This window comes from Blautia sp. 1001283B150304_161114_C9 (genome assembly GCF_015668165.1).
Taxonomy (GTDB): Bacteria; Bacillota; Clostridia; order Lachnospirales; family Lachnospiraceae; genus Blautia_A; species Blautia_A wexlerae.
The window spans coordinates 45,324-66,318 of the sequence record NZ_JADPGO010000010.1; the positions used below are offsets into that span (position 1 = coordinate 45,324).

20 protein-coding genes are annotated in these 20,995 nt (G+C 42.8%); 17 read left to right on the top strand and 3 right to left on the bottom strand.

Annotation, left to right across the window (positions count from 1 at the left end; all coding sequences use genetic code 11):
* The first annotated feature begins 13 nt into the window (after positions 1 to 13).
* The 4 genes from atpA to atpC are packed head-to-tail and all read left to right on the top strand — an operon-like array spanning position 14 to position 4,241.
* Positions 14 to 1,513 (top strand): F0F1 ATP synthase subunit alpha, encoded by a 1,500-nt coding sequence (gene atpA / locus I4V44_RS07130; RefSeq protein ID WP_055057703.1) that lies wholly within the window; start codon positions 14 to 16, stop codon positions 1,511 to 1,513.
* A gap of 8 nt (positions 1,514 to 1,521) precedes the next feature.
* Positions 1,522 to 2,412 carry an ATP synthase F1 subunit gamma gene (gene atpG, locus I4V44_RS07135; RefSeq protein WP_008707001.1) on the top strand — a complete coding sequence of 297 codons (891 nt, stop codon included), beginning with the start codon at positions 1,522 to 1,524 and terminating at the stop codon, positions 2,410 to 2,412.
* Positions 2,413 to 2,417: 5 nt separating this feature from the next.
* A complete protein-coding gene (gene atpD / locus I4V44_RS07140; RefSeq protein ID WP_008706999.1) occupies positions 2,418 to 3,815 on the top strand; it encodes a F0F1 ATP synthase subunit beta in 1,398 nt (465 codons plus the stop codon).
* 12 nt (positions 3,816 to 3,827) lie between these two features.
* Entirely contained in the window at positions 3,828 to 4,241 is a 414-nt protein-coding gene (gene atpC / locus I4V44_RS07145; RefSeq protein WP_008706997.1) for an ATP synthase F1 subunit epsilon, read from the top strand.
* A 111-nt stretch (positions 4,242 to 4,352) separates the two neighbouring features.
* Here atpC and I4V44_RS07150 read toward each other — a convergent pair whose 3' ends face one another.
* Both I4V44_RS07150 and bsh read right to left on the bottom strand, forming a co-directional pair.
* Entirely contained in the window at positions 4,353 to 5,864 is a 1,512-nt protein-coding gene (locus tag I4V44_RS07150) for an ATP-binding protein (protein ID WP_008706995.1), read from the bottom strand.
* 122 nt (positions 5,865 to 5,986) lie between these two features.
* Positions 5,987 to 6,964: a choloylglycine hydrolase gene (gene bsh / locus I4V44_RS07155; RefSeq protein WP_008706993.1), complete on the bottom strand. Its 978-nt coding sequence runs from the start codon at positions 6,962 to 6,964 to the stop codon at positions 5,987 to 5,989.
* 269 nt (positions 6,965 to 7,233) lie between these two features.
* Here bsh and yicI point away from each other — a divergent pair, with 269 nt between their 5' ends.
* From yicI to I4V44_RS07220, 13 genes are all read left to right on the top strand, one after another.
* Positions 7,234 to 9,588 (top strand): alpha-xylosidase, encoded by a 2,355-nt coding sequence (yicI, locus tag I4V44_RS07160; protein ID WP_062807082.1) that lies wholly within the window; start codon positions 7,234 to 7,236, stop codon positions 9,586 to 9,588.
* Between the two features lie 300 nt (positions 9,589 to 9,888).
* Positions 9,889 to 10,449: a prepilin peptidase gene (locus I4V44_RS07165; RefSeq protein WP_242971736.1), complete on the top strand. Its 561-nt coding sequence runs from the start codon at positions 9,889 to 9,891 to the stop codon at positions 10,447 to 10,449.
* Complete coding sequence (locus tag I4V44_RS07170; RefSeq protein WP_243280226.1) at positions 10,446 to 11,471, top strand: hypothetical protein; 1,026 nt, start codon at positions 10,446 to 10,448, stop codon at positions 11,469 to 11,471. The genes I4V44_RS07165 and I4V44_RS07170 overlap by 4 nt, the downstream gene beginning before the upstream one ends.
* 35 nt (positions 11,472 to 11,506) lie before the next feature.
* A complete protein-coding gene (locus I4V44_RS07175) occupies positions 11,507 to 12,697 on the top strand; it encodes a CpaF family protein (RefSeq protein ID WP_008706987.1) in 1,191 nt (396 codons plus the stop codon).
* Positions 12,694 to 13,467: a type II secretion system F family protein gene (locus I4V44_RS07180; RefSeq protein ID WP_008706986.1), complete on the top strand. Its 774-nt coding sequence runs from the start codon at positions 12,694 to 12,696 to the stop codon at positions 13,465 to 13,467. The genes I4V44_RS07175 and I4V44_RS07180 overlap by 4 nt, the downstream gene beginning before the upstream one ends.
* Positions 13,468 to 13,475: 8 nt before the next feature.
* Positions 13,476 to 14,510 carry a type II secretion system F family protein gene (locus tag I4V44_RS07185; RefSeq protein WP_020993263.1) on the top strand — a complete coding sequence of 345 codons (1,035 nt, stop codon included), beginning with the start codon at positions 13,476 to 13,478 and terminating at the stop codon, positions 14,508 to 14,510.
* 60 nt (positions 14,511 to 14,570) lie between these two features.
* Entirely contained in the window at positions 14,571 to 14,771 is a 201-nt protein-coding gene (locus I4V44_RS07190) for a Flp1 family type IVb pilin (protein WP_020993262.1), read from the top strand.
* A 30-nt stretch (positions 14,772 to 14,801) separates the two neighbouring features.
* A complete protein-coding gene (locus I4V44_RS07195; protein ID WP_055199837.1) occupies positions 14,802 to 16,283 on the top strand; it encodes a DUF5702 domain-containing protein in 1,482 nt (493 codons plus the stop codon).
* 24 nt (positions 16,284 to 16,307) lie between these two features.
* Complete coding sequence (locus I4V44_RS07200; RefSeq protein ID WP_025578561.1) at positions 16,308 to 17,147, top strand: TadE family protein; 840 nt, start codon at positions 16,308 to 16,310, stop codon at positions 17,145 to 17,147.
* Entirely contained in the window at positions 17,138 to 17,593 is a 456-nt protein-coding gene (locus I4V44_RS07205; protein WP_082809048.1) for a prepilin peptidase, read from the top strand. Before I4V44_RS07200 ends, I4V44_RS07205 begins: the two co-directional genes overlap by 10 nt.
* The gene (locus tag I4V44_RS07210; RefSeq protein WP_196002529.1) at positions 17,590 to 18,051 is read left to right on the top strand and encodes a TadE family protein; all 462 of its coding nucleotides are present in this window, start codon (positions 17,590 to 17,592) and stop codon (positions 18,049 to 18,051) included. Before I4V44_RS07205 ends, I4V44_RS07210 begins: the two co-directional genes overlap by 4 nt.
* A gap of 30 nt (positions 18,052 to 18,081) precedes the next feature.
* Positions 18,082 to 19,551: a DUF6382 domain-containing protein gene (locus tag I4V44_RS07215; RefSeq protein WP_207744236.1), complete on the top strand. Its 1,470-nt coding sequence runs from the start codon at positions 18,082 to 18,084 to the stop codon at positions 19,549 to 19,551.
* 84 nt (positions 19,552 to 19,635) lie between these two features.
* Entirely contained in the window at positions 19,636 to 20,226 is a 591-nt protein-coding gene (locus I4V44_RS07220) for a rhomboid family intramembrane serine protease (protein WP_020993258.1), read from the top strand.
* Positions 20,227 to 20,233: 7 nt separating this feature from the next.
* Here I4V44_RS07220 and I4V44_RS07225 read toward each other — a convergent pair whose 3' ends face one another.
* Entirely contained in the window at positions 20,234 to 20,917 is a 684-nt protein-coding gene (locus I4V44_RS07225; protein ID WP_008706975.1) for a sensor histidine kinase, read from the bottom strand.
* Between the last annotated feature and the right edge of the window lie 78 nt (positions 20,918 to 20,995).

The following is a 20,995-nucleotide window of genomic DNA, read 5'->3' on the forward strand; positions in this document are numbered from 1 at the left end:
AAAGTTGGCTGCAATGAATCCAGATGAAATCATTTCGATTCTGAAAGAAGAAATTAAGAATTATGACGAAATCAGCAAGGACCAGGAAGTAGGAACAGTCATCTCCGTCGGAGATGGTATCGCCACGGTACATGGTATTGATCATGCTATGTATGGCGAGGTTGTAACCTTTGAGAATGGTCTGAAAGGTATGGTTCAGGATATCCGTGCAAACAGCATCGGATGTATCCTGTTCGGTAAAGATACAGGAATCAAAGAAGGAACAAAGGTAGCAAGAACCCAGAAGCAGGCAGGTGTGCCTGTAGGTGACGCTTTTATCGGAAGGATCGTAAACGCTCTGGGAGCGCCGATCGATGGTAAAGGTGAGATCAAGGCAGACGGGTATCGTCCGGTGGAGAATCCGGCACCTGGAATTATTGACAGAAAATCTGTAACAGTTCCTCTGGAAACAGGTATTCTTTCCATTGACTCCATGTTCCCGATCGGCCGTGGCCAGCGTGAGCTGATCATCGGTGACAGACAGACAGGTAAGACTTCTGTTGCACTGGATACCATTCTGAACCAGAAAGGCAAAGATGTAATCTGTATCTATGTTGCAATCGGACAGAAAGCTTCTACAGTAGCTAAGATTGTATCTACTCTGGAGAAACACGGTGCTATGGACTATACAACAGTATTCTCCTCTACAGCCAGTGACTGTGCACCGCTTCAGTATATTGTTCCTTATGCAGGTACTGCACTTGCTGAGTACTTCATGTATAAGGGAAAAGATGTATTAATGGTTTATGATGATTTATCCAAGCATGCAGTTGCATATCGTGCACTGTCATTGCTTCTGGAACGTTCACCGGGACGTGAGGCTTATCCTGGAGATGTATTCTATCTCCATTCCAGATTACTGGAGCGTTCCAGCCGTCTGAATGAAAAGGCCGGCGGTGGTTCTATCACTGCACTTCCTATCATTGAGACACAGGCAGGTGACCTTTCCGCATATATTCCTACAAACGTTATTTCCATCACAGATGGTCAGATTTTCCTGGAGAGTGACCTGTTTAACTCCGGTATGCGTCCGGCGGTTAACGTAGGTCTTTCCGTATCCCGAGTTGGTGGTGCTGCACAGGCAAAAGCCATGAAGAAAGCAGCAGGAAGTGTCCGTATCGATCTGGCTCAGTATCGTGAGATGGAAATCTTTACACAGTTCAGTTCTGATCTGGACGAGGCTACAACTCAGCAGTTGAAATACGGAAGTGGACTTATGGAACTTCTGAAACAGCCGCTTTCAAGCCCGTTAAGTCTTCATGAGCAGGTCATCACTCTTTGTGCGGCAACACACAAGGCAATGATGCACGTGGAAACCAAGAAGATGAAGAAGTATCAGAGAGATATGCTGGACTACTTTGACAGTGCTTATCCGGAAATCGGAAGAGAGATCGAGGAGAAGAGACAGCTTCCGGATGAACTGGCAGAAAAGATCGTGAAAGTGGCAGAAGAATTTGCAGATAAGAGCAGGTAGGTGTTGATATGGGCAGTACGAAAGAGATTCAGACTCGAATGAAAAGCATTCAGGACACCATGAAGATCACCAATGCCATGTATATGATCTCTTCATCCAAGATGCAGAAGGCCAAAAGAATCCTGTCCGATACAGAGCCGTATTACTATAATATGCAGGCAGCAATTTCCCGAATCCTGCGTCATATGCCGGATACAGAGCATCCTTTTTTCAGTATCCGTCATAAGATTGCGGAGGAAGACCGTAAGATCGGCTGTATCGTAGTTACCGGTGATAAGGGTATGGCAGGTGCCTATAACCATAATATCCAGAAAATGACAGAACAGTTTATGGCAGAGCATGAGCACTGCAAGCTTTATGTGCTGGGTATGGTAGGCCGTCAGTATTTCACGAAGAAACATATGGATATCGCAGAGAACTTTCCATATACAGTACAGAAACCGACCATGCACAGAGCGCGTCTGATCTCAGAGGAGATTGTCAGAGCGTTCTTGGACAGAGAACTGGACGAAGTCCGTATTTTCTATACGGAGATGCAGAGTGCAGTTGCCATGGAGCCGGTGAATATGCAGCTTCTTCCATTGAAGAAAGCAGAGTTCCTGCCAAATCAGGCAATGCTTGCGGACATGCCACAGGAGGAAATCGTGCTGTCACCATCAGCCGATGTACTTCTGAATACCATGATCCCAAATTACCTGACTGGTCTGATCTATGGATGTCTTGTAGAAGCCTATGCCAGTGAAAATAATGCCAGAATGATGGCAATGCAGTCCTCTACGGACAGTGCAAAGAAGATGCTCAGGGAGTTATCCATTGAGTATAACCGTGCGCGTCAGGCTGCCATCACACAGGAAATCACTGAGATTGTCAGCGGTGCAAAAGCACAAAAAAGGAAGTGACGACGATGAACAAAGGTAAAATTGTACAGGTTATGGGACCTGTTGTAGACGTTGTTTTTGAAGATGGAAATCTTCCTGAGATCAAGGATGCCCTTGAGGTAGAGAACAACGGTAAAAGATGTGTAATGGAAGTTTCCCATCATCTGGGAAACAATATGGTACGCTGCATTATGCTGAGCGCAAGCGAAGGCTTACAGCGTGACAGAGAAGTCATCGCCACAGGAAGCGGCATTAAGGTTCCTGTAGGTGATAAGACACTGGGACGTTTATTTAACGTACTTGGTGATACAGTAGATGACGGTCCTTCCCTTGAGGGAGAACAGAAATGGGTCATCCACAGAGATCCGCCGGATTTCGAACATCAGAAACCGGCTGTAGAAATCCTGGAAACAGGTATTAAGGTTATCGACCTTCTTGCACCATATGCAAAAGGTGGTAAGATCGGTCTGTTCGGTGGTGCCGGTGTTGGTAAGACAGTCCTGATTCAGGAGCTGATCCAGAACATTGCCACAGAGCATGGCGGATATTCCATTTTCACAGGTGTTGGAGAGCGTTCCCGTGAAGGTAACGACTTATGGTCAGAAATGAAAGAGTCCGGTGTTCTTGAAAAAACAGCCTTAGTGTTCGGACAGATGAACGAGCCACCGGGATCCCGTATGCGTGTTGCTGAAACCGGACTGACAATGGCTGAGTACTTCAGAGATGAGGAACACAGAGATGTGCTTCTTTTCATTGATAATATTTTCCGTTTTGTACAGGCTGGTTCCGAGGTTTCCGCCCTTCTTGGACGTATGCCTTCAGCCGTAGGTTATCAGCCAACACTGGCTACTGAGATGGGTGAACTTCAGGAACGTATCGCTTCTACTAAGGATGGTTCTGTAACATCTGTACAGGCTGTCTATGTACCTGCCGATGACCTGACTGACCCGGCTCCTGCAACTACATTTGCTCATCTGGATGCAACAACCGTTCTTTCCAGAAAGATCGTAGAGCAGGGTATTTATCCGGCCGTTGACCCGTTGGAATCTACTTCCCGTATCCTGGAGCCGGATGTTGTAGGTGAAGAACATTATGAAGTAGCACGTAAAGTACAGGAAATCCTTCAGAAATATAAAGAACTTCAGGACATCATTGCTATTCTTGGTATGGAAGAGCTTTCTGAAGAGGATAAGAGCACTGTATTCCGTGCAAGAAAGATCCAGAAGTTCCTTTCTCAGCCGTTCCATGTAGCTGAGAACTTCACAGGTATCAAGGGTAAATATGTTCCTCTGAAAGAAACCATCCGTGGATTCAAGGCAATCGTTGATGGTGAGATGGATCAGTATCCGGAAAATGCTTTCTTCAATGTTGGTACAATTGAGGATGTCATCGAGAAAGCAAAGACTGAGATGGGTCAGGAATAAGGAGCGGATTTTATGGCAGATACATTTGGTCTTGAGATTTATGCCAGTAATAAGCTGGCGTTTGCAGGACGTGCCAAAACCCTGACAATCCCGGCTGTTGACGGTGAGCAGGCCTTTCTGGCACAGCATGAGAATATTGTTGCTGCTATCATTCCGGGAGAAATGCGTTTCGAGGAAGCTGATGGCACAAAGCATGTTCTGGCTGTGAGCAGTGGGTTTGTGGAGATGATCAATAACCGTGTGAAGCTGTTCTGTCTGACGGCAGAGAGTCCTGAGGAGATTGATATCCGCAGGGCACAGGAAGCGAAGGAGAGAGCAGAAGAGCAGATGAGACAGAAGCAGAGTATTCAGGAGTATCATATGAATCAGTTGGCTCTGTCCAGAGCTATGGCACGACTTAGGGTTACGAGTCATAAAGAAATTTAAAGAAACAAAATATATCAATAAAAAGCATCTTTGGATGGTCTGATGAAGGCTTTCCGTAGATGCTTTTATTGCTTTGTACCATGTTCTGACTTATTTCTTGGCTGGTGAAAATTATTTTTGCAGAGTCCATTTTCTGTTTGAATTATTTCCAATTGGAGATACATCAGGTATTTCTTTTAAAATAGCCCGGGTTCGCGGAAGACTTAATCCAATATATTCAGCAATATCACTGGTTTTTGAGATATTGTTTTTAGATAAATACTCTCTGATTTTTTCTATATTTTCCAAAGTTTTTTGGTTTTGTTTTTTATGACAGGATTTATTCGCTTGTTTTTTATCGCTTGTTTTTATCGCTTGTTTTTTATCGCTTGTTTTTATCGCTTGTTTTTTATCGAAGCTAAGAATCAGAAGAGTTCTATCTGGATCAAATTGTTCTTCTATAACTGGTTCAACCCAGCCTTGATCCTCCCATGTGTTAAAAATGTTGGGTACTCCGCTGCCGGCACGCTCGCCGATATTGATCAGATTAAACATTTTCATGAGTACTTTGTTGCGAGGATCAGAAATTCCCCCTTTTTTCATTTGTTGTTTTCCTGTTCTGGAATATCCTGGATTTTCAAATACTATTCTGTCAGCTTCTTTTCGGACTACAATGCCTCGAACACCATAAAAGTCTGCATTTATCAAACAGTTTGCGAGGGCTTCCCTCAATGCTTCATGTACGGGAGTATCATCAATACGGTTTCCATCGATTGTTTTAAAAGGTACCTTGATATCTTTAACAAGTTTATTATATACTCGGAAGTAAAAATCACATATATTACCGGACCATTCACCGGAACTTGACTGTAAGCGATCGGTCCAGCGTATAGTTGGATCCAGAATTTCACGATAATCTAAAAAATATTCAGGGAAATGTCGTACAATGTTATATTCATCTCCAAACATTAGCATTCCTGCAGCTGTTGGATGAAGGCATTTATCAATATTGGAAATGGCAGCAGCTCCTATGCTGCGTAAATATTCAGAATCATTTAAACGGCCAAATGGATGTGCAGGTTTAAGGGCTCGATGTCTGTTGCGATATCCCTGAATGGTTTCATAATTTAGGTCGCTTATTGGAACATCATCCAGTACATCCATATCCATAGTGTTGTCTGTCTGGTCGCGGAGCATGGCTTTCACCTGAAGTTTGGTACAATGATAGTCTCCTTCGTGATTTCTTCGAAATGTTCCGCCAAATATATCATCATTAATATACACAGGTTTTTGTTCTCTGTTTGCCATAGGAACATAAATCACGATGATAGTATCTTCATCCTTCTCATATATCTCTACATCCTGATCAGATAGAAGATTTACGTTGACCTTTTTTCGATTATTGATTGTATCCCAGAAATGTTTTAACAGCTTGTCCCTGTCTGTACTTTTTAAACCTGTAGTTCTCCAGGTTCCATCTTTGTTTTCGGCAACTCCCAGAATAATTACGCCGCCATAACAATTTGCAAAAGCAGAGTAAGTCTCCCATAAAGAAGAAGGAAGGCCGCCATTTGCTTTTTTTACTTCGCGCCGGTTATCTTCTTTATATAAGTTGAACTTTGTAATATCAAAAAAATGTACCATTGTTATTACCTCTTTTTGAAACCAATAATTTGTCTTTATTATACCGTACAGAACTGAAAAATGGCAATGGCTATAATTAAAGAATATTTGTCGAAATTGCCACAGGTATAGAGTGCTTCACATTAATTCTGGAAACAGATATTCTGTTTTGCGAGTACAGGATATCGGATTAGGACTGTTGTATCCAGATTTTCACGATGCATATCGACAGCATTGATCTGATGATTTTCATAGGTGGTATAATAATAAATTCCCTTTGTTGTGTTGCAGCAGGAAGTGTAGAGAGTGATCTCATATTTGCCTTTTGCTACTTCGCAGCAGCCACGCTGTTGATCTACGGAGCCGAGGATGTGGAAGAACTGGCTGACGCTTTCGAGTTCGGAGTCGCCGGATCTGGAGTTCATTTTTGTGAAGGCAACTTTGGCAAAGCGGGAGGCGGAGGAAAGGTCTCCCGGGAGGCCGAGGGCGCCCATACCGCGGCTGTAGGATTGGAGTTCTAATCCTGGAGCGAAGGTGTTTTCTGGTTGGCGAGGGGAGAGAGACTGGTAGTTGTTAAGCTGGAACATCTGCTGTGGGAAGGGTGGGTTATTGGTTAGTACCCCTACAGGATTTTCGTAGATATGGAGGCCGTCCTGCATGGATTCGATAACGAGGCAGCCGGAAGCATCTGCGAGGATCCAGTGGAGCTGAGCACATGGGAAGTTCTCACTGAACTGTGTGTTGGTGAGATTCATAGTTGAGAGTCTCTGGCGGGCTTCTTTTAAGGTGGCACACTGGCTGAGAATCCATGGGATGAATTCGAACTGGGCTACGTTTTCTTTGTCCGATACTGGTTCTGCATAGACTGCATTTCCTACGAAATTCAGACCTGCCATGCCGAGACCTTTTTCATTAATGGCATCATAGTAGAGTGGATAGTCTCCGGCCACATGAGCCATTCCGATGATGGCATAGTGAGAGTCAGGGGCTTTATCAGAATGACGGAAATGGAATGGGTAGTTTCGTGGTGTGATGGTGATTTCATCACCGTAGGAAAATTCATAATCAAGGGTTCTGCCGAAATAGAAATCTTTTGTTTTATAAGTTGCTGCTGTGCACATATTTTCTTACCTCCTGGTGCCAAAATAGATATACTTGTAGAACGTGTATATTTTGAAGAATATTACCACAATCTTTTGTTTTTATGCAATATACAGATTTTGTTTTTTGCACAGATAAAATTTGGGTTATATTGCTGGTAAGAAAAAAAATCATGATGTATACTGGTATCAGATAACTATTCAGCAGTCCGTTATCCCGCAAGGTACTGAAAGAGTTTCAATTTCGGAAAATAAGCAAATCATAAGATTAAAAGCAAGGAGGATCAGGAATGAAGTTCACAGAAGGTTACTGGGAGAAAAATGAACGCGCAAACGCATCCTATGCGATGCAGGCTTTTACTGCGGAAGCAATTCCGGGAGGAATGAGAATTGTTTCTCCATTCCGCCAGATCACAGACAGAGGCGGTGCTCTGGATGTTGGAACTATCACTACAGAATTTATTTCTGTACGTAAAGATATCATAAGTGTAAGAAGTTATCATTATGAAGGTTATGTAAAAGGTGAGCCAAGGTATGAGCTGAATGAGGATCCACAGGAAACAGAGGTTGAGATTACAGAAGATGAAGCTGTGATGAAAGCCGGAAGAATGACAGTAAGAGTGGACTTGAAAGACTTTAAGATTACATATGAAGCAGACGGAAAAGTTCTCACAAACATCGGATTCCGCAATCTTGGCTATATGCAATATGACAGAGCTACGCTGACAAAATTCCCGGAACCGAACTATATGGCAGCACAGTATCAGCCATATATGGTGACAGAGCTTTCTCTTGCACCTGGAGAATGTGTATATGGTCTGGGTGAGAGATTTACAGCGTTTGTAAAGAACGGTCAGGTTGTTGATATCTGGAATGAAGATGGCGGTACAGCTTCTCAGATTTCTTATAAAAATATTCCATTCTATGTAACAAGCAAACATTATGGCGTATTCGTAGACCACAGTGATCATGTTTCCTTCGAAGTTGCAAGTGAAAAGGTTGAGAATGTGGGATTCTCTGTGAAAGGTGAAGAGATCAGATATCATATTATTTACGGAGATGACATTAAGGGTGTAATTGAGAACTACACAGATCTTACAGGAAAACCGGCATTGCCGCCTGCATGGTCCTTTGGATTATGGCTTTCCACATCCTTTACAACAAACTATGATGAAGAGACGACCAATTCCTTTATCCAGGGAATGGCAGACAGAGATATTCCATTGAGTGTATTCCATTTTGACTGCTTCTGGATGAAAGAGTTCCACTGGTGTGATTTTGAATGGGATTCCAGAATCTTCCCGGATGTACCGGGAATGCTGAAACGTTATAAGGATAAAGGACTTAAGATCTGTGTATGGATTAATCCATATATTGCACAGGGAACTAACTTCTTTAAAGAGGGTCTGAAGAACGGATACCTGGTACAGCGTGCAGACGGAAGAGGAATCAAGCAAATCGACAACTGGCAGCCTGGCATGGGCCTGGTTGACTTTACAAATCCGGATGCAGTGAAGTGGTATCAGAATAAGCTGAAAACTTTGCTTGATATGGGTGTTGACTGTTTCAAGACAGACTTTGGCGAGAGAATTCCGGTCGATGTGAAATATTATGACGGTTCAGATCCGGTTTCTATGCATAATTATTATACGTACCTTTACAACAAGGCAGTATTTGATCTGCTGAAGGAAGTAAAAGGTGAAGGTGAAGCAATCCTTTTTGCAAGAAGTGCGACAGCAGGCGGACAGCAGTTCCCGGTTCACTGGGGCGGTGACTGTTCTGCAACCTATGCCTCCATGGCTGAGAGCTTAAGAGGTGGTCTGTCCTTTACTTTATCAGGATTTTCCTTCTGGAGTCATGATATGGGCGGATTTGAAATGACAGCAGCACCGGATGTATACAAACGCTGGCTGCAGTTTGGTCTTCTTTCCACACACAGCCGTCTCCATGGTTCCAAGAGTTATCGTGTACCGTGGCTGTTTGATGAAGAAGCTGTAGATGTATGCCGTAAGTTTACAAAGCTGAAATTAAGATTACTCCCATATCTGTATTCTATGGCCGTAAAATCACACAAGACAGGTATTCCGTCCATGCGTGCAATGATCATGGAATTTAACGATGATCCTGCAACCAAATATCTGGATATGCAGTATATGTTAGGTGACAGTATTCTGGTTGCACCAATCTTCAACAAAGAAGGTCATGCAGAATATTATCTGCCGGCAGGAAAATGGACTCATCTTTTAAGCGGAGAAGTCAAAGAAGGCGGAAGATGGTATGAAGAAGATTATGATTTTTTTTCACTGCCTGTATTTGTAAGAGAGAATACTCTGCTTCCGATTGGTGCTGTAGATACTACCGTTGATTATGAACTGGAGAAAGATGTACAGATTCAGGTTTATGAAGTAAATGAAACTGCATCCTGTGAGGTAGTGACGCGTAAAGGAGAGACAGCTTTTACAGTAAAAGCTGTAAGAGAGGGAAATAAACTCACTCTGGAAGCTTCAGCAGAAAATGGAGGTATGACCTATCTGCTGAGAAATATTCATGAAATAGCCGATGTTACTGGTGGAAGCATAGTGAAAGATACAGAAAATGGTATTATCATTGTACCGGAAGGATGCAGACAGGAAATCGAACTCTAATTGACAGGTGCATGATATTCTTTCTGTGAAGTGCATTATAGCCGGGTTTATGTTACTGTTCAATTTGTTCTCAGTAATACACTTCGCATAGTATATTTCGGGATAGCAGCGTGTGGACAGGTAACAAGTTTATAAATATTTTAGAAATTCGACAAAAAATAGGACTGGACAAATGGATTGTCCGGTCCTATAATAATACTCACCAGAGTTCTTCTGGTGATTCAATCCCGTCAGTTCGGCGGTTAATTCCACTTTTATTTTTTTAAAATACCAAAGAAGAGACAGACTGTTTCCTATTGTATGAACAGTATCGAAACAGTTGCGAAAAATATAAGACTGGAGGTGATGCAATATGCATTTTTTCACCTTTTTCCTGTAACGGTTGCCGGAACTGCCATGATCATGGATATCCGTACAGCAAAAGTTGATAACGGATGGATTATTTTTTCCATGTCTGTGGGACTGTTTGTCTGTATATGGCAAAAGAATATTACGGGAATTGGATTTTTTATAATGGGAAGCGTAATGCCGTTATTTCTTATGATCCTCTTTGCTTTTGGGATGATAGGTGCCGGAGATATTAAATTATTCTGCGCACTGGGAGGGATAATGGGCTGTGAATCTATCATAAAATGCATCTTTATTTCTTTTCTGACAGGTGCAGGTATTTCTGCCGCACTTCTGATCTTTAACCACAATTTCTGTGAACGTATCCTTTATTTTATTGAATATGTGAAATGTACAGTCGGTACGGGAAAGATTAGTTCCTATCGGAGAAAAAATATTGCTGCTCCTGAAAATTTCCATTTTACGATTCCTGTTTTTATAAGTGTGTTGTTATATGCAGGAGGTATCTATTGAAAAGAAATATTTTTGCAGTATGCGATCTGGAAGTGGATTATGCGTTGAACTTTATGGACTATATGAATCGGAAGAAGAATATTCCCTTTGAGATACAGGCATTTACATCTGTAGAGAACCTGATCGCCTATGGGAAACAAACACATATAGAGTTGCTGTTGATCTCCGGGCGGGCTATGTGCCGGGAAGTCCGGGATCTGGATATCGGGAAGATCATCATTTTGTCGGAAGGGGTACACCCTCCGGAACTTGACCAGTATCCAAGTGTGTATAAATATCAGTCTTCTTCTGATGTTCTCCGGGAAGTGATGGCATGTTATGGCGCCGAAAAAAAGACAGTGGCAGATCAGATTGCTGTATTAAAAAAGACAACAGAAATTATTGGAATATTTTCACCTCTGGGACGTTGTCTGAAAACCTCTTTTGCATTGACACTTGGACAGATACTTGCCAAAGAACGAGCCGTTCTTTATCTGAATATGGAAGAATATTCCGGATTTGAAGAATTGATGGGAAAAGGTTTTGCCCACAATCTGAGTGATGTTCTTTATTATGTGAGACAGGATAACCAGAATCTTCTCTATAAGATGAACAGTATGATACAGACGATCAATAATCTGGATTATGTTCCACCTGTGCAGATGCCGGCAGATATCCGTACAACAGCCTGGCAGGACTGGGAACGGCTTTTTCAGATGCTTATACTTGACAGTTCTTATGAAGTGATTGTGCTGGATATTGGATGTGGGATTGATGAAAATTTCCAGCTGCTGGATATGTGTAAGAAGATTTATATGCCTGTATTGTCTGATGCTGTTTCACAGTGTAAGATTGCGCAGTTTGAGAATCTGGTCCGAATCTGGGATTATCCTCAGATTCTGGAAAAGACGGAAAAGATAAATCCACCGTTTCATATGGCAACCTGTCTATCACCTGCGTATGTTGAACAGCTGATGTGGAGTGAACTGGGAGATTATGTGCGGAACCTTCTGAGGAAAGAAAGCCAGAAAAAAGAAAATTAAAAAAGTTCCGGAAAGATGCTGTAAAGGGAAAAAGGATGAACAAAGATGTATTTAGAAAGCTGCGGCAGATGCTGATGGAAGAACTGGATCTGTCCAGAGAATTATCGGATAAAGAAATCCTTGATGTAATTGATGAGCTGATTCTGAACCAGATAAAAGATGTCCGTCTTGCGCTGAAAGAAAAGGTACAGCTTCGTCAGGAACTGTTTTATTCTGTCCGCAAACTGGATGTGCTTCAGGAACTGGTGGATGATGAGACAGTGACTGAGATCATGGTAAACGGGCCGGATACCATTTTTGTAGAACGGGCTGGCAAGCTTATGAAATGGCATAAAAGTTTTACTTCTGCTGAGAAACTGGAGGATGTGATCCAGCAGATTGTTGGAAAATGTAATCGTGTGATCAATGAATCCATGCCGATCGTGGATGCAAGACTGGAAAATGGTTCCAGGGTAAATGCTGTAATTTATCCGGTTGCATTAAATGGTCCGATTCTCACTATAAGGCGTTTTCCTGAACACCCCATTACAATGGAAAAGCTGATCGCACTGGGAAGTATCACACAGGAATGTGCAGAATTTCTGGAGAAGCTTGTGAAGGCCAGATATTCCATGGTCATAGGAGGCGGAACCGGAAGCGGAAAGACTACATTTCTTGCAGCAATGTCGGAATATATCCCCAGGGACGAAAGACTGATCACAATAGAAGATAATGCAGAACTTCGCATCAGGGGAATTGACAATCTGGTCCGGCTGGAAGCAAAGATGGCAAACATGGAAGGAGCAGTTTCCGTTACGATCAGAGATCTGATCAAATCTGCATTACGAATGCGTCCGGACAGAATCATAGTGGGAGAAGTCCGCGGCGGAGAGGCGATGGATATGCTTCAGGCATTGAATACGGGGCATGAAGGGTCGCTGTCTACTGCTCACGCCAATTCTGCCAGAGATATGCTTTCACGTCTGGAAACAATGGTTCTGATGGGTGTTGATCTTCCATTGGAAGCAATCAGAAGACAGATTGCTTCCGGAGTGGATATTCTGGTACATCTGGGAAGAATGAGGGATAAATCAAGGAAATTGCTGGAAGTAACTGAGGTGTGCGGCTTTGAAAATGGAGAAATCCGTATCCGGCCGCTGTATCAATGGCAGGAAGGGAAAGGTCTTGTAAAGACAGCATCCCTCCTTCATGTGGAAAAACTGGAAAGAGCGGGGATTGAACTATGAAAGGGAAAGAAAAAGAACAGCTTTATCAGAAACGTAATTATGATCATTATCGTTTTTCTATGAAAGAACTTCTGAAATATATGGGACAGGCACTGGCGTTGTGCATAATGGCAGATTATCTTTTTTACAAAAGTAAATGGGTGTTGCTTCTTATGCTTCCTGTTCCTGTGTTTTATCTGAAATGGCAGAAAAATCGTATGATCAGGGAAAGACGGAAGAATCTGAATTATCAGTTTAAGGATGCACTTACTTCGCTGAGTGTTGCGGTTCAGGCCGGATATTCGGTGGAAAGCGCGGTAAAAACCTGTGTCAGAGATTTGGAGAGACTCTACGGAAAGGGAACGGATATTGTGGAGGAATTTCGCTATATTGAAAGCCAGCAGCATATCAGTGTTCCGCTGGAAGAGCTGTTTCTGGATCTTGGAGAAAGAAGTCAGATAGAAGATATCGAAAATTTTGCCTCTGTATTTTATACAGCCAAGCGTACAGGTGGTGATATGAACCGGGTAATTCAGAAGGTGTCTCGTATGCTTGGAGATAAGATTGACGTTAAAAAAGAGATAGAGGCTACACTGGCAGCAAAGAAGTCAGAACAGATGATCATGAGTCTTATGCCTGTGGGAATTATCCTGTACTTGCAGATGACTTCACCGGGCTTCTTAAGTGTTCTTTATGGAAATCCCTTTGGAATTGCAGCAATGAGTATCTGTCTTGTCATTTATGCTGCGGCATACTGGCTTGGCAGAAGGATTGTAGATATTGAGGTGTGACAGTACAAATGTGGGTACATGTTGTCATTTTTGTTATGATCCTGTGTGCACTGACCGGCTGGAAAAAAGGATGGATTCCATCTTCCGGAATCGGAGGGAAGGATGGTATCAGACTTTTTGCGGTAGTAGCGATAGCCGGAAATCTGCTGGGCATGATCCTTACTTTGCAAAACGGTGGACAGGTGTATCCTCAGGGATACCGTCTGGAAAAGGAGGATACAGGATCATATGAGAAGGAATTTATGGTATCCGTTGACGGAGAAGAACCGGTCTCCATGTACATTCAGGTACCGGAGAAGGAACTGGAAGAGCAGGAGGAAGAACCGAAACAGAATAAGAAGCTGACCAGAAAAGAACAGGCACAAAAAAGTATTGCAGAGGCAGTATCCCGGTATAACGAGCAGCGCAGTGATCCGGATTATTATTATCTTCCGGATAAGCTGAATGGAAAAAAGGTAAAATGGGAAAGTCCGGCAGACACTTCCGGAATGCTTCTGACAGGACTGTTTCTTATTGCGGCAATGGCAATTCTTGTGATGAAAGGGAGAGAAGAACAGGTTCAGCTTCAGAAACGGTATGAAGAACTTCTTATGGATTATCCGGGACTGATCATGAAATTTACACTTCTGGTTCAGGCCGGGATGACTGTAAGAAAGGCATTCCAGAAAATTTCTCTGGATTATGGAAGAAAGAGAAAGCGGAATCCAAGACCTGCGTATGAAGAGATACGGATTGTCTGCTATGAGATGGAAAGCGGAGTTTCTGAAAGTGAAGCATACAGAAGATTTGGAGAAAGATGTGGTCAGGCAAAGTATAAAACATTTGCCACGCTTCTTATCCAGAATCTCCAGAAGGGCAGCAGACAGATGGCTGATATGCTTGAAAGAGAATCAACCGAAGCATGGGAAGAACGAAAGAGAAAAGCACGTGTTCTTGGAGAGGCTGCAGCCACAAAACTTTTGGTGCCGATGATCATGATGCTTATTGTCGTTATGGCAATTGTCATGATTCCTGCTTTTATGTCTTTCTACGGAGAAACATGATAAGGTGCTGCAGTAAATTCTGTGCAGCGTAAAGGGTGCTTTTGGATATGGAGGGAAAAAATGGGACAATTGATAAGACAGATAAAAAAGAAAAACGGACTGATACGAAGATTCGCAGAGGAAGAAGACGCTGTAGGTGTTGTGGAGATCATTCTGATTCTTGTAGTCCTGATCGGGCTTGTCATTATTTTCAAAGAGCAGCTGACCGAACTGGTGCAGAGCATTCTTTCAAAGATCGCCAAACAGAGTAATTCTATTTAAGATGAAAAGAGAAGGAGGTGTACTTCCTGTATGAAATATTGCGGAAAGGAAAGAGGAAGCATTACATTATTTCTTGCATTAATACTCAGTCTGCTTTTGTCTCTTGTATGTACAAGTATAGAATCTGTATGTATGGCATCGGCCAGAACCCAAATACTCAACAGTATGGATATCGGACTTTATTCTGTATTTGGACAGTATGACAGGAAACTTCTTGAGGAATATGATCTGTTTGCGCTGGATGGTTCCATGGGAGGCGGGCAGCTTAATCTCGCAAAGATCTGCGATAATCTGGAATCCTATATGAAACCGGTGTTAAAGCAGAACAGTCAGAAACTTGAACTGCATCAGAGCGGACTTACCGGTTACCGGCTTCTGACAGATGAGTGCGGAGAGGTTTTTTATCAGCAGATTGTGCAGTATATGCAGGAAACTCTTGGAAGTCAGGGGGTACAGCTCCTTCTCAACAAAATGTCTGATCGAGAGAGAAAAACAGAAGAGGCGGATCTGAAAGCGAAACAGGCGGAGACAGGAGGCTCCATCGACAGATATGATTCAGAAATGAATCAGGCTTCTCAGAAAAGCCGGCAGGCAGCACAGGAAGCTGAAAACAGGCAGCAACAGGAAGGACAAATATCAACCCAGCCAGCACCGACGCAGCCACAGGCTGACAATCCCATCAGTATTATAAAAAGAATTATGAAAATGGGAATACTGGAGCTGGTTTTGCCACCCGGACGGGAAATTTCCACCCGGACAGTCAGCAAAGACACAATGGTTTCGGGAAGACAGCTGCAACAGGGAATGGAGATGCCGGACGGAGTGACAGCAGATAGCAGTTATACTTCCGGGGTTTTGTTTCAGCAGTATCTGATGAATCATCTGGGAAATTACACAGATCCGTCAAAAGAAAGTCTTGCATATCAGATGGAATATGTTTTTGGAGGAAGAGACAATGATATAGATAACCTTAAATCTGTGGCATCAAAGCTCTTGTTCATCAGAGAAGGCGTAAACTTTGCATGTTTGATGGCAGATAATGTAAAAAGAACAGAGGCACAGGCACTCGCTGCAGCCATTGCGTCGGGATTTCTGGTTCCTCCGGCAGCGGTAGTGATAGAGTCTGCATTGCTTTTATGCTGGGCATTTGCGGAGAGCGTACTGGATGTGAGAGAACTTTTTGCAGGAGGGAAGATTCCCCTTGTAAAAACTTCCGCAGACTGGCAGATTTCGCTGTCTAATCTTTCAAGTCTGATGGAAGGACTGGATTCCATGCGGAAAAACAATGAACATGGATTGTCCTATGAGGATTACCTTCAGGTTCTGATATTGCCTGTTTCAAAGGAAAAGAAAGTGATGAGAGCTATGGATATGATCGAAGATGCGATAAGAAAGAAAGGCAGGGCAAATTTTTATATGGATTCCTGTGTTGTAGCTCTGGAGGCATTTGCGGAGGTAAAAGCAAACAGGAAAAAGGAATTTCAGGTGATACGTCAGTATTGTTATGAATGAATTGCTGAAAAGAGGTGTGAAAAGATGCTTTTACAGAAAGAAAAACAAAGCATTGAAGAAATCGGAAAAAAAGATAAAAAAATTTATGAAAGGAGAAAAGTCTCTCTAAGCAATATTTACGATCTTTTATTCCCCCAAAAGAGTCGGAAATATTTTCGGACAAATGCAAAAGAACATATTGGAGAAGTTTCTTCTGTAAAAGTATCTTTCTGCACCTCTTTTCGGGGAAAGATTAAGAAGGGAAGTCTGGCAGTAGAAACAGCACTTGTACTGCCGCTGTTCTTCCTGGGAATGGTTACGCTGATTTCGTTTATGGATATATATAAACTGCAGACGGAACATCTGACTGCATTGTGTACGAAGGCAAAACAGGCGGGAATGTATGCGTATCTTCCGGGTGGGGACAGTGTTGATGATATTACGCTGCCGGATATCTACACGTATAAACCCTTTGGTGGACTGATACCTCTTCCGGATGTTGGAGTTTATAACCATGTGAAAGTCCATGCATGGACAGGAACCGAATTTCCTGACAATGGAGGAGAGCAGGGAGAAACAGAACCGATGGTTTATGTAACTGCCTCGGGCAGTGTGTACCATAAAAATCCGGGCTGCAGCTATCTGAATGTTTCATTAAAACAAATTCCCGGAAGTTCCGCAAAATCTGCATCCAATAAGTACGGGGAGCATTATTCAGCCTGTGAAATCTGCAGCAGGAATCAGAATCCGGCAGGAGTGGTATATGTTACGGAACAGGGAAACAGATACCATAATCTGGAGTCCTGCAGTGGGCTGAAACGTTCGGTAAGACTGGTAAAAGCTTCCTCTGTTTCGGAAATGGGAGCATGTAGCAGGTGTGGCTGAATTTTGCCGGAGAGATGTATATGGAGATGAATGGTGTAAAAGAAATATGTGTACTTGGATTTCTGGGAATAAATTCATGGATAGATATCAGAAAAAAGCAGGTTTCTCTTCTACTGATCATAATATTTGCAGTCTGCGGAACTGTGTGGACAATATATAGCAGAAGAAATGTTCCGGAGGTTCTTATGTGCGTGGGGACAGGTTTTCTCTTTGTGCTGATCAGCATACTTACAGAAGGTGCTGTGGGAATGGGCGATGGCTGGCTGCTTATGGCACTGGGGACAGTGCTGTACCCGGAAGAATTTTTTTCAACACTTTTTATGGGAATGATCTGCAGTGCAGTATGGTCAGGCATCATGATGATGGGATTTTGCAGAAAGGGAAGTACGGAGATACCGTTTGTGCCATTTCTGCTGGCAGGATATCTGGGAGGATTTTTGATATGAAAGATAATTTTCGTATAACAAATGAATACAGTATAATTCGTAAGGGAAGTTTTACAATCGAGACTGCCTGTGTCATGCCGTTGATCCTGCTGGTGTTGATGGGACTTATCTATCTGAGCTTTTTTGTACATAACAGGGCATGGCTGACAGCGGCAGCTTATGAATCGGCAGTAAGCGGGAGCATGGAAGGGATTAAGAAAAACGGAGAAATATATGATACTGCAAGGATGCGCAGTGAGGAGCTGGGGAGTATTGGCTTTTTCGGGGCGGAGAATTTAGGCACTCAGACAAATGTGGGAAAAGAAGTGCAGGTAACCTATGACCTGGACACGATCTCGTCGTATGGCAATCTGAGCTGGCATTTGAGGACAGAAGGGAAATCCGCAGTGATAAATCCGGTGAAACATATTCGCAGACTGCGGGCGGCGCAGGCGGTACTGAGAGAAATGGGGGAATAGAATAGTATGCGGACAGAATATAAGAGGGATATGAATCATAATTATCTCATTGTCTATGGTGAGAATGAGATCAATACAGATTCCTATCAGGTAAGGATGCTTGCGGGAAATGTGATTCCCTCTCTTCTAAAGTGCAGGATACAGGGGATGGATGGCAGATTTTTTATCTATTTTGATATTACTTCAAAACAGGCGGTGAATGTGCTGTATGAAGAAAAGAAGATGGGAGTTGAAGATCTCAGGCTTATTTTCGGTGGTTTTGTAAAGGCTATGGAAGATGCGGCGGAATATCTGATCAATCCCGGACAGTTTATAATGTTGCCGGAATATATTTATACAGATATTGAAAAAAGACAGATTTATTTCTGCATGATGCCCGGATATGAGAAGGATATTAAAGAACAGTTTCAGCTTCTGACAGAATATATTCTGCCGAAAATAGACCATCAGGATCAGGATGCGGTAATCCTTGGATATGGAGTATATAAAAGAGCAATGGAAGACAGTTTTCATCTGGAGCATATTAAAGAAGAATTATATAAAACTCAGAGTTCAGATGTAAATGGGGAGAAGAAAGAAAAAATAAATGCAAAAAAGACAGAGCAGGAGATGGAGTTTGCAGAAGAAGAGACTTTCCCGGAAGATAATGAAAACCGGAATGAATTTGTAAGAGAAGGAGAAGATTCAAAAGAACCCGGCCGACTGAACCCGGTCGGTGTTATTGTGCCGGCTGCTGTTCTGATCTGTGGACTGGCAGCTGCTATCCTGAAGGGATATCTGCCACATGTGGAAATGGAAACCATACTTGGTGTAATTGTTATAGCTATAGCGGGTATCATGCTGGGCCTGCGTATTATAAAGACAAAAAAAGTTTTGCATCTCCCGGAACAGACGTATGCATCAGGAAAAACAGTGAGACACATAGAAAAAATAAGAAATATGCCATCATGGAATAAAACAGAAAAGAAAACATCAGGGAAAAGATCAGGATGGAAAGAAGCAGAAGGAAAAGTGTCAGAGCAGAAATGGGAGGACAGATTATATGAAAACCTGTCCCAGACAGTGGAGAGAAATCAGCAAACAAATCAGAGTCAGCCGGTGAATGGGCAGAAAATGTCAGACTGTGGACAAAAAACTTCCGAATCATCCCGGATACATATGGACTATGGTGAAACAGTAGTACTATCTGCCGGAACAGTAAGCGGACCTGCAAGTCTGGTGAGCAAAGAACCGGGAGAACTGGCGACCATTTATCTCAATGAAGATCTGACTGTGATCGGAAAGTTGGAAACTGCCTGTGATGCGGTGATCAGCCTGCCTACCGTAAGCCGTATCCATGCAAAAATACGAAAAAAAGAAGAAAACTATTTCCTTAGTGATATGAATTCCAGAAACGGAACGTCTGTAAATGGAAGATTACTTCGTCCGGATGAGGAATATCAGCTTGAACCGGAAGATGAAGTGGATTTTGCACAGGCAAGATATATATTTCTGGAATAAATGTTTTTACAAAATACAGGAGGTCTGCTACAATTAGTAATGGTACATTGTTTTTGAGATAAAGAAACAGAAAAGAGGTAAAACTTGGAAGAACTGAAAAAGGCACCGGTTACAGTGCTTCTCATTCTGGCGAATATTCTTGTTTTTACTGCAGTGGAATTTACCGGAGGATCAGAGGATACCATGCATATGCTTCAGTGCGGAGCGGCATATACTCCCGCCATTATGCAGGGAGAATACTATAGGATCTTTACAAGTATGTTCCTTCATTTTGGACCGCAGCATCTTGGAAATAACATGCTGGTACTGTTTGTGCTTGGAGGCAGACTGGAGCGTACAGTTGGAAAACTGAAATATCTGCTGATCTATCTTCTGGGAGGAATGGGTGGAAATCTGCTGTGTCTGTTCCTGGAATTGGACAGTGCGGATTTTGCAGTTTCGGCAGGTGCATCCGGTGCAGTGTTTGCTGTGATGGGTGCAATGATCTATGCTGTGATCAGGGGCAGAGGTCATATTGAAGATCTTTCTGCCAGACAGGTAGTGATCATGGCTGCTTTTTCGCTTTATTTTGGTTTTACAAGCGAAGGAGTGGACAATGCGGCACATGTAGGCGGTCTTATCTGTGGATTCCTGCTTGCAGTTCTGCTTTATCACCCTTCGCAGCGTGCAGGATAACCGACCTTTATTCAGGGGATGCCGGCAGATAAATATAAAAGGCAGAACCCTGACCGGGAGTGCTGGAAACCCTGATCTGACCATGGTGTGCAGAGATGATTTCTGCTGTTACTGCAAGCCCGAGACCGGTTCCTTCCGGTTTATATGTAATGAAGGGATGAAAGATGTTCTCAGTCTGCTTATGCGTCATACCACATCCGTTATCTTTAATACAGATGCAGATGCCGGAATCTGCAGGGGTGAGATTTACAATAATCTTTCCGCCTGGCTGATCGATGGCTTCACAGGAATTTTTGATCAGGTTAAATATGACCTGACGCATTTTTATCCGGTCAAGAAAAACAGGTGAAGAAGTATGTTCCACATGTATTTCCAGCCGGATTCCCAGATAGTCCAGAGTGTTTTTCTGACAGGATAAAACAGTGGTCAGAAATTCCGCGGGATTTACGGGAACAAGAGTAACTGTCTGCGCATGGCTGAAGTCAGAGAGTTCTTTCAGCAGTTCTTTTACATATTCAAGGTTATCCATAAGACTGTCCCATTGTCTGTAACTGCACAGTTCCGGGTGAGAGGAAGCCATCAACTGAAGCTCACTGTTGATCAGCGTGACCGGATTACGGATTTCATGTGAAAGTCTGGATAAAAGAAAACGAAAATCTTTTTCTGATTGTTTTGTTATTTCAATCTGCATATTATCACCTCAGGAAAAGTGTATCATTGTGAACTTTCAGCCGCAACTGATTTCGTCCTGAAAAATTCGCAATAAAAC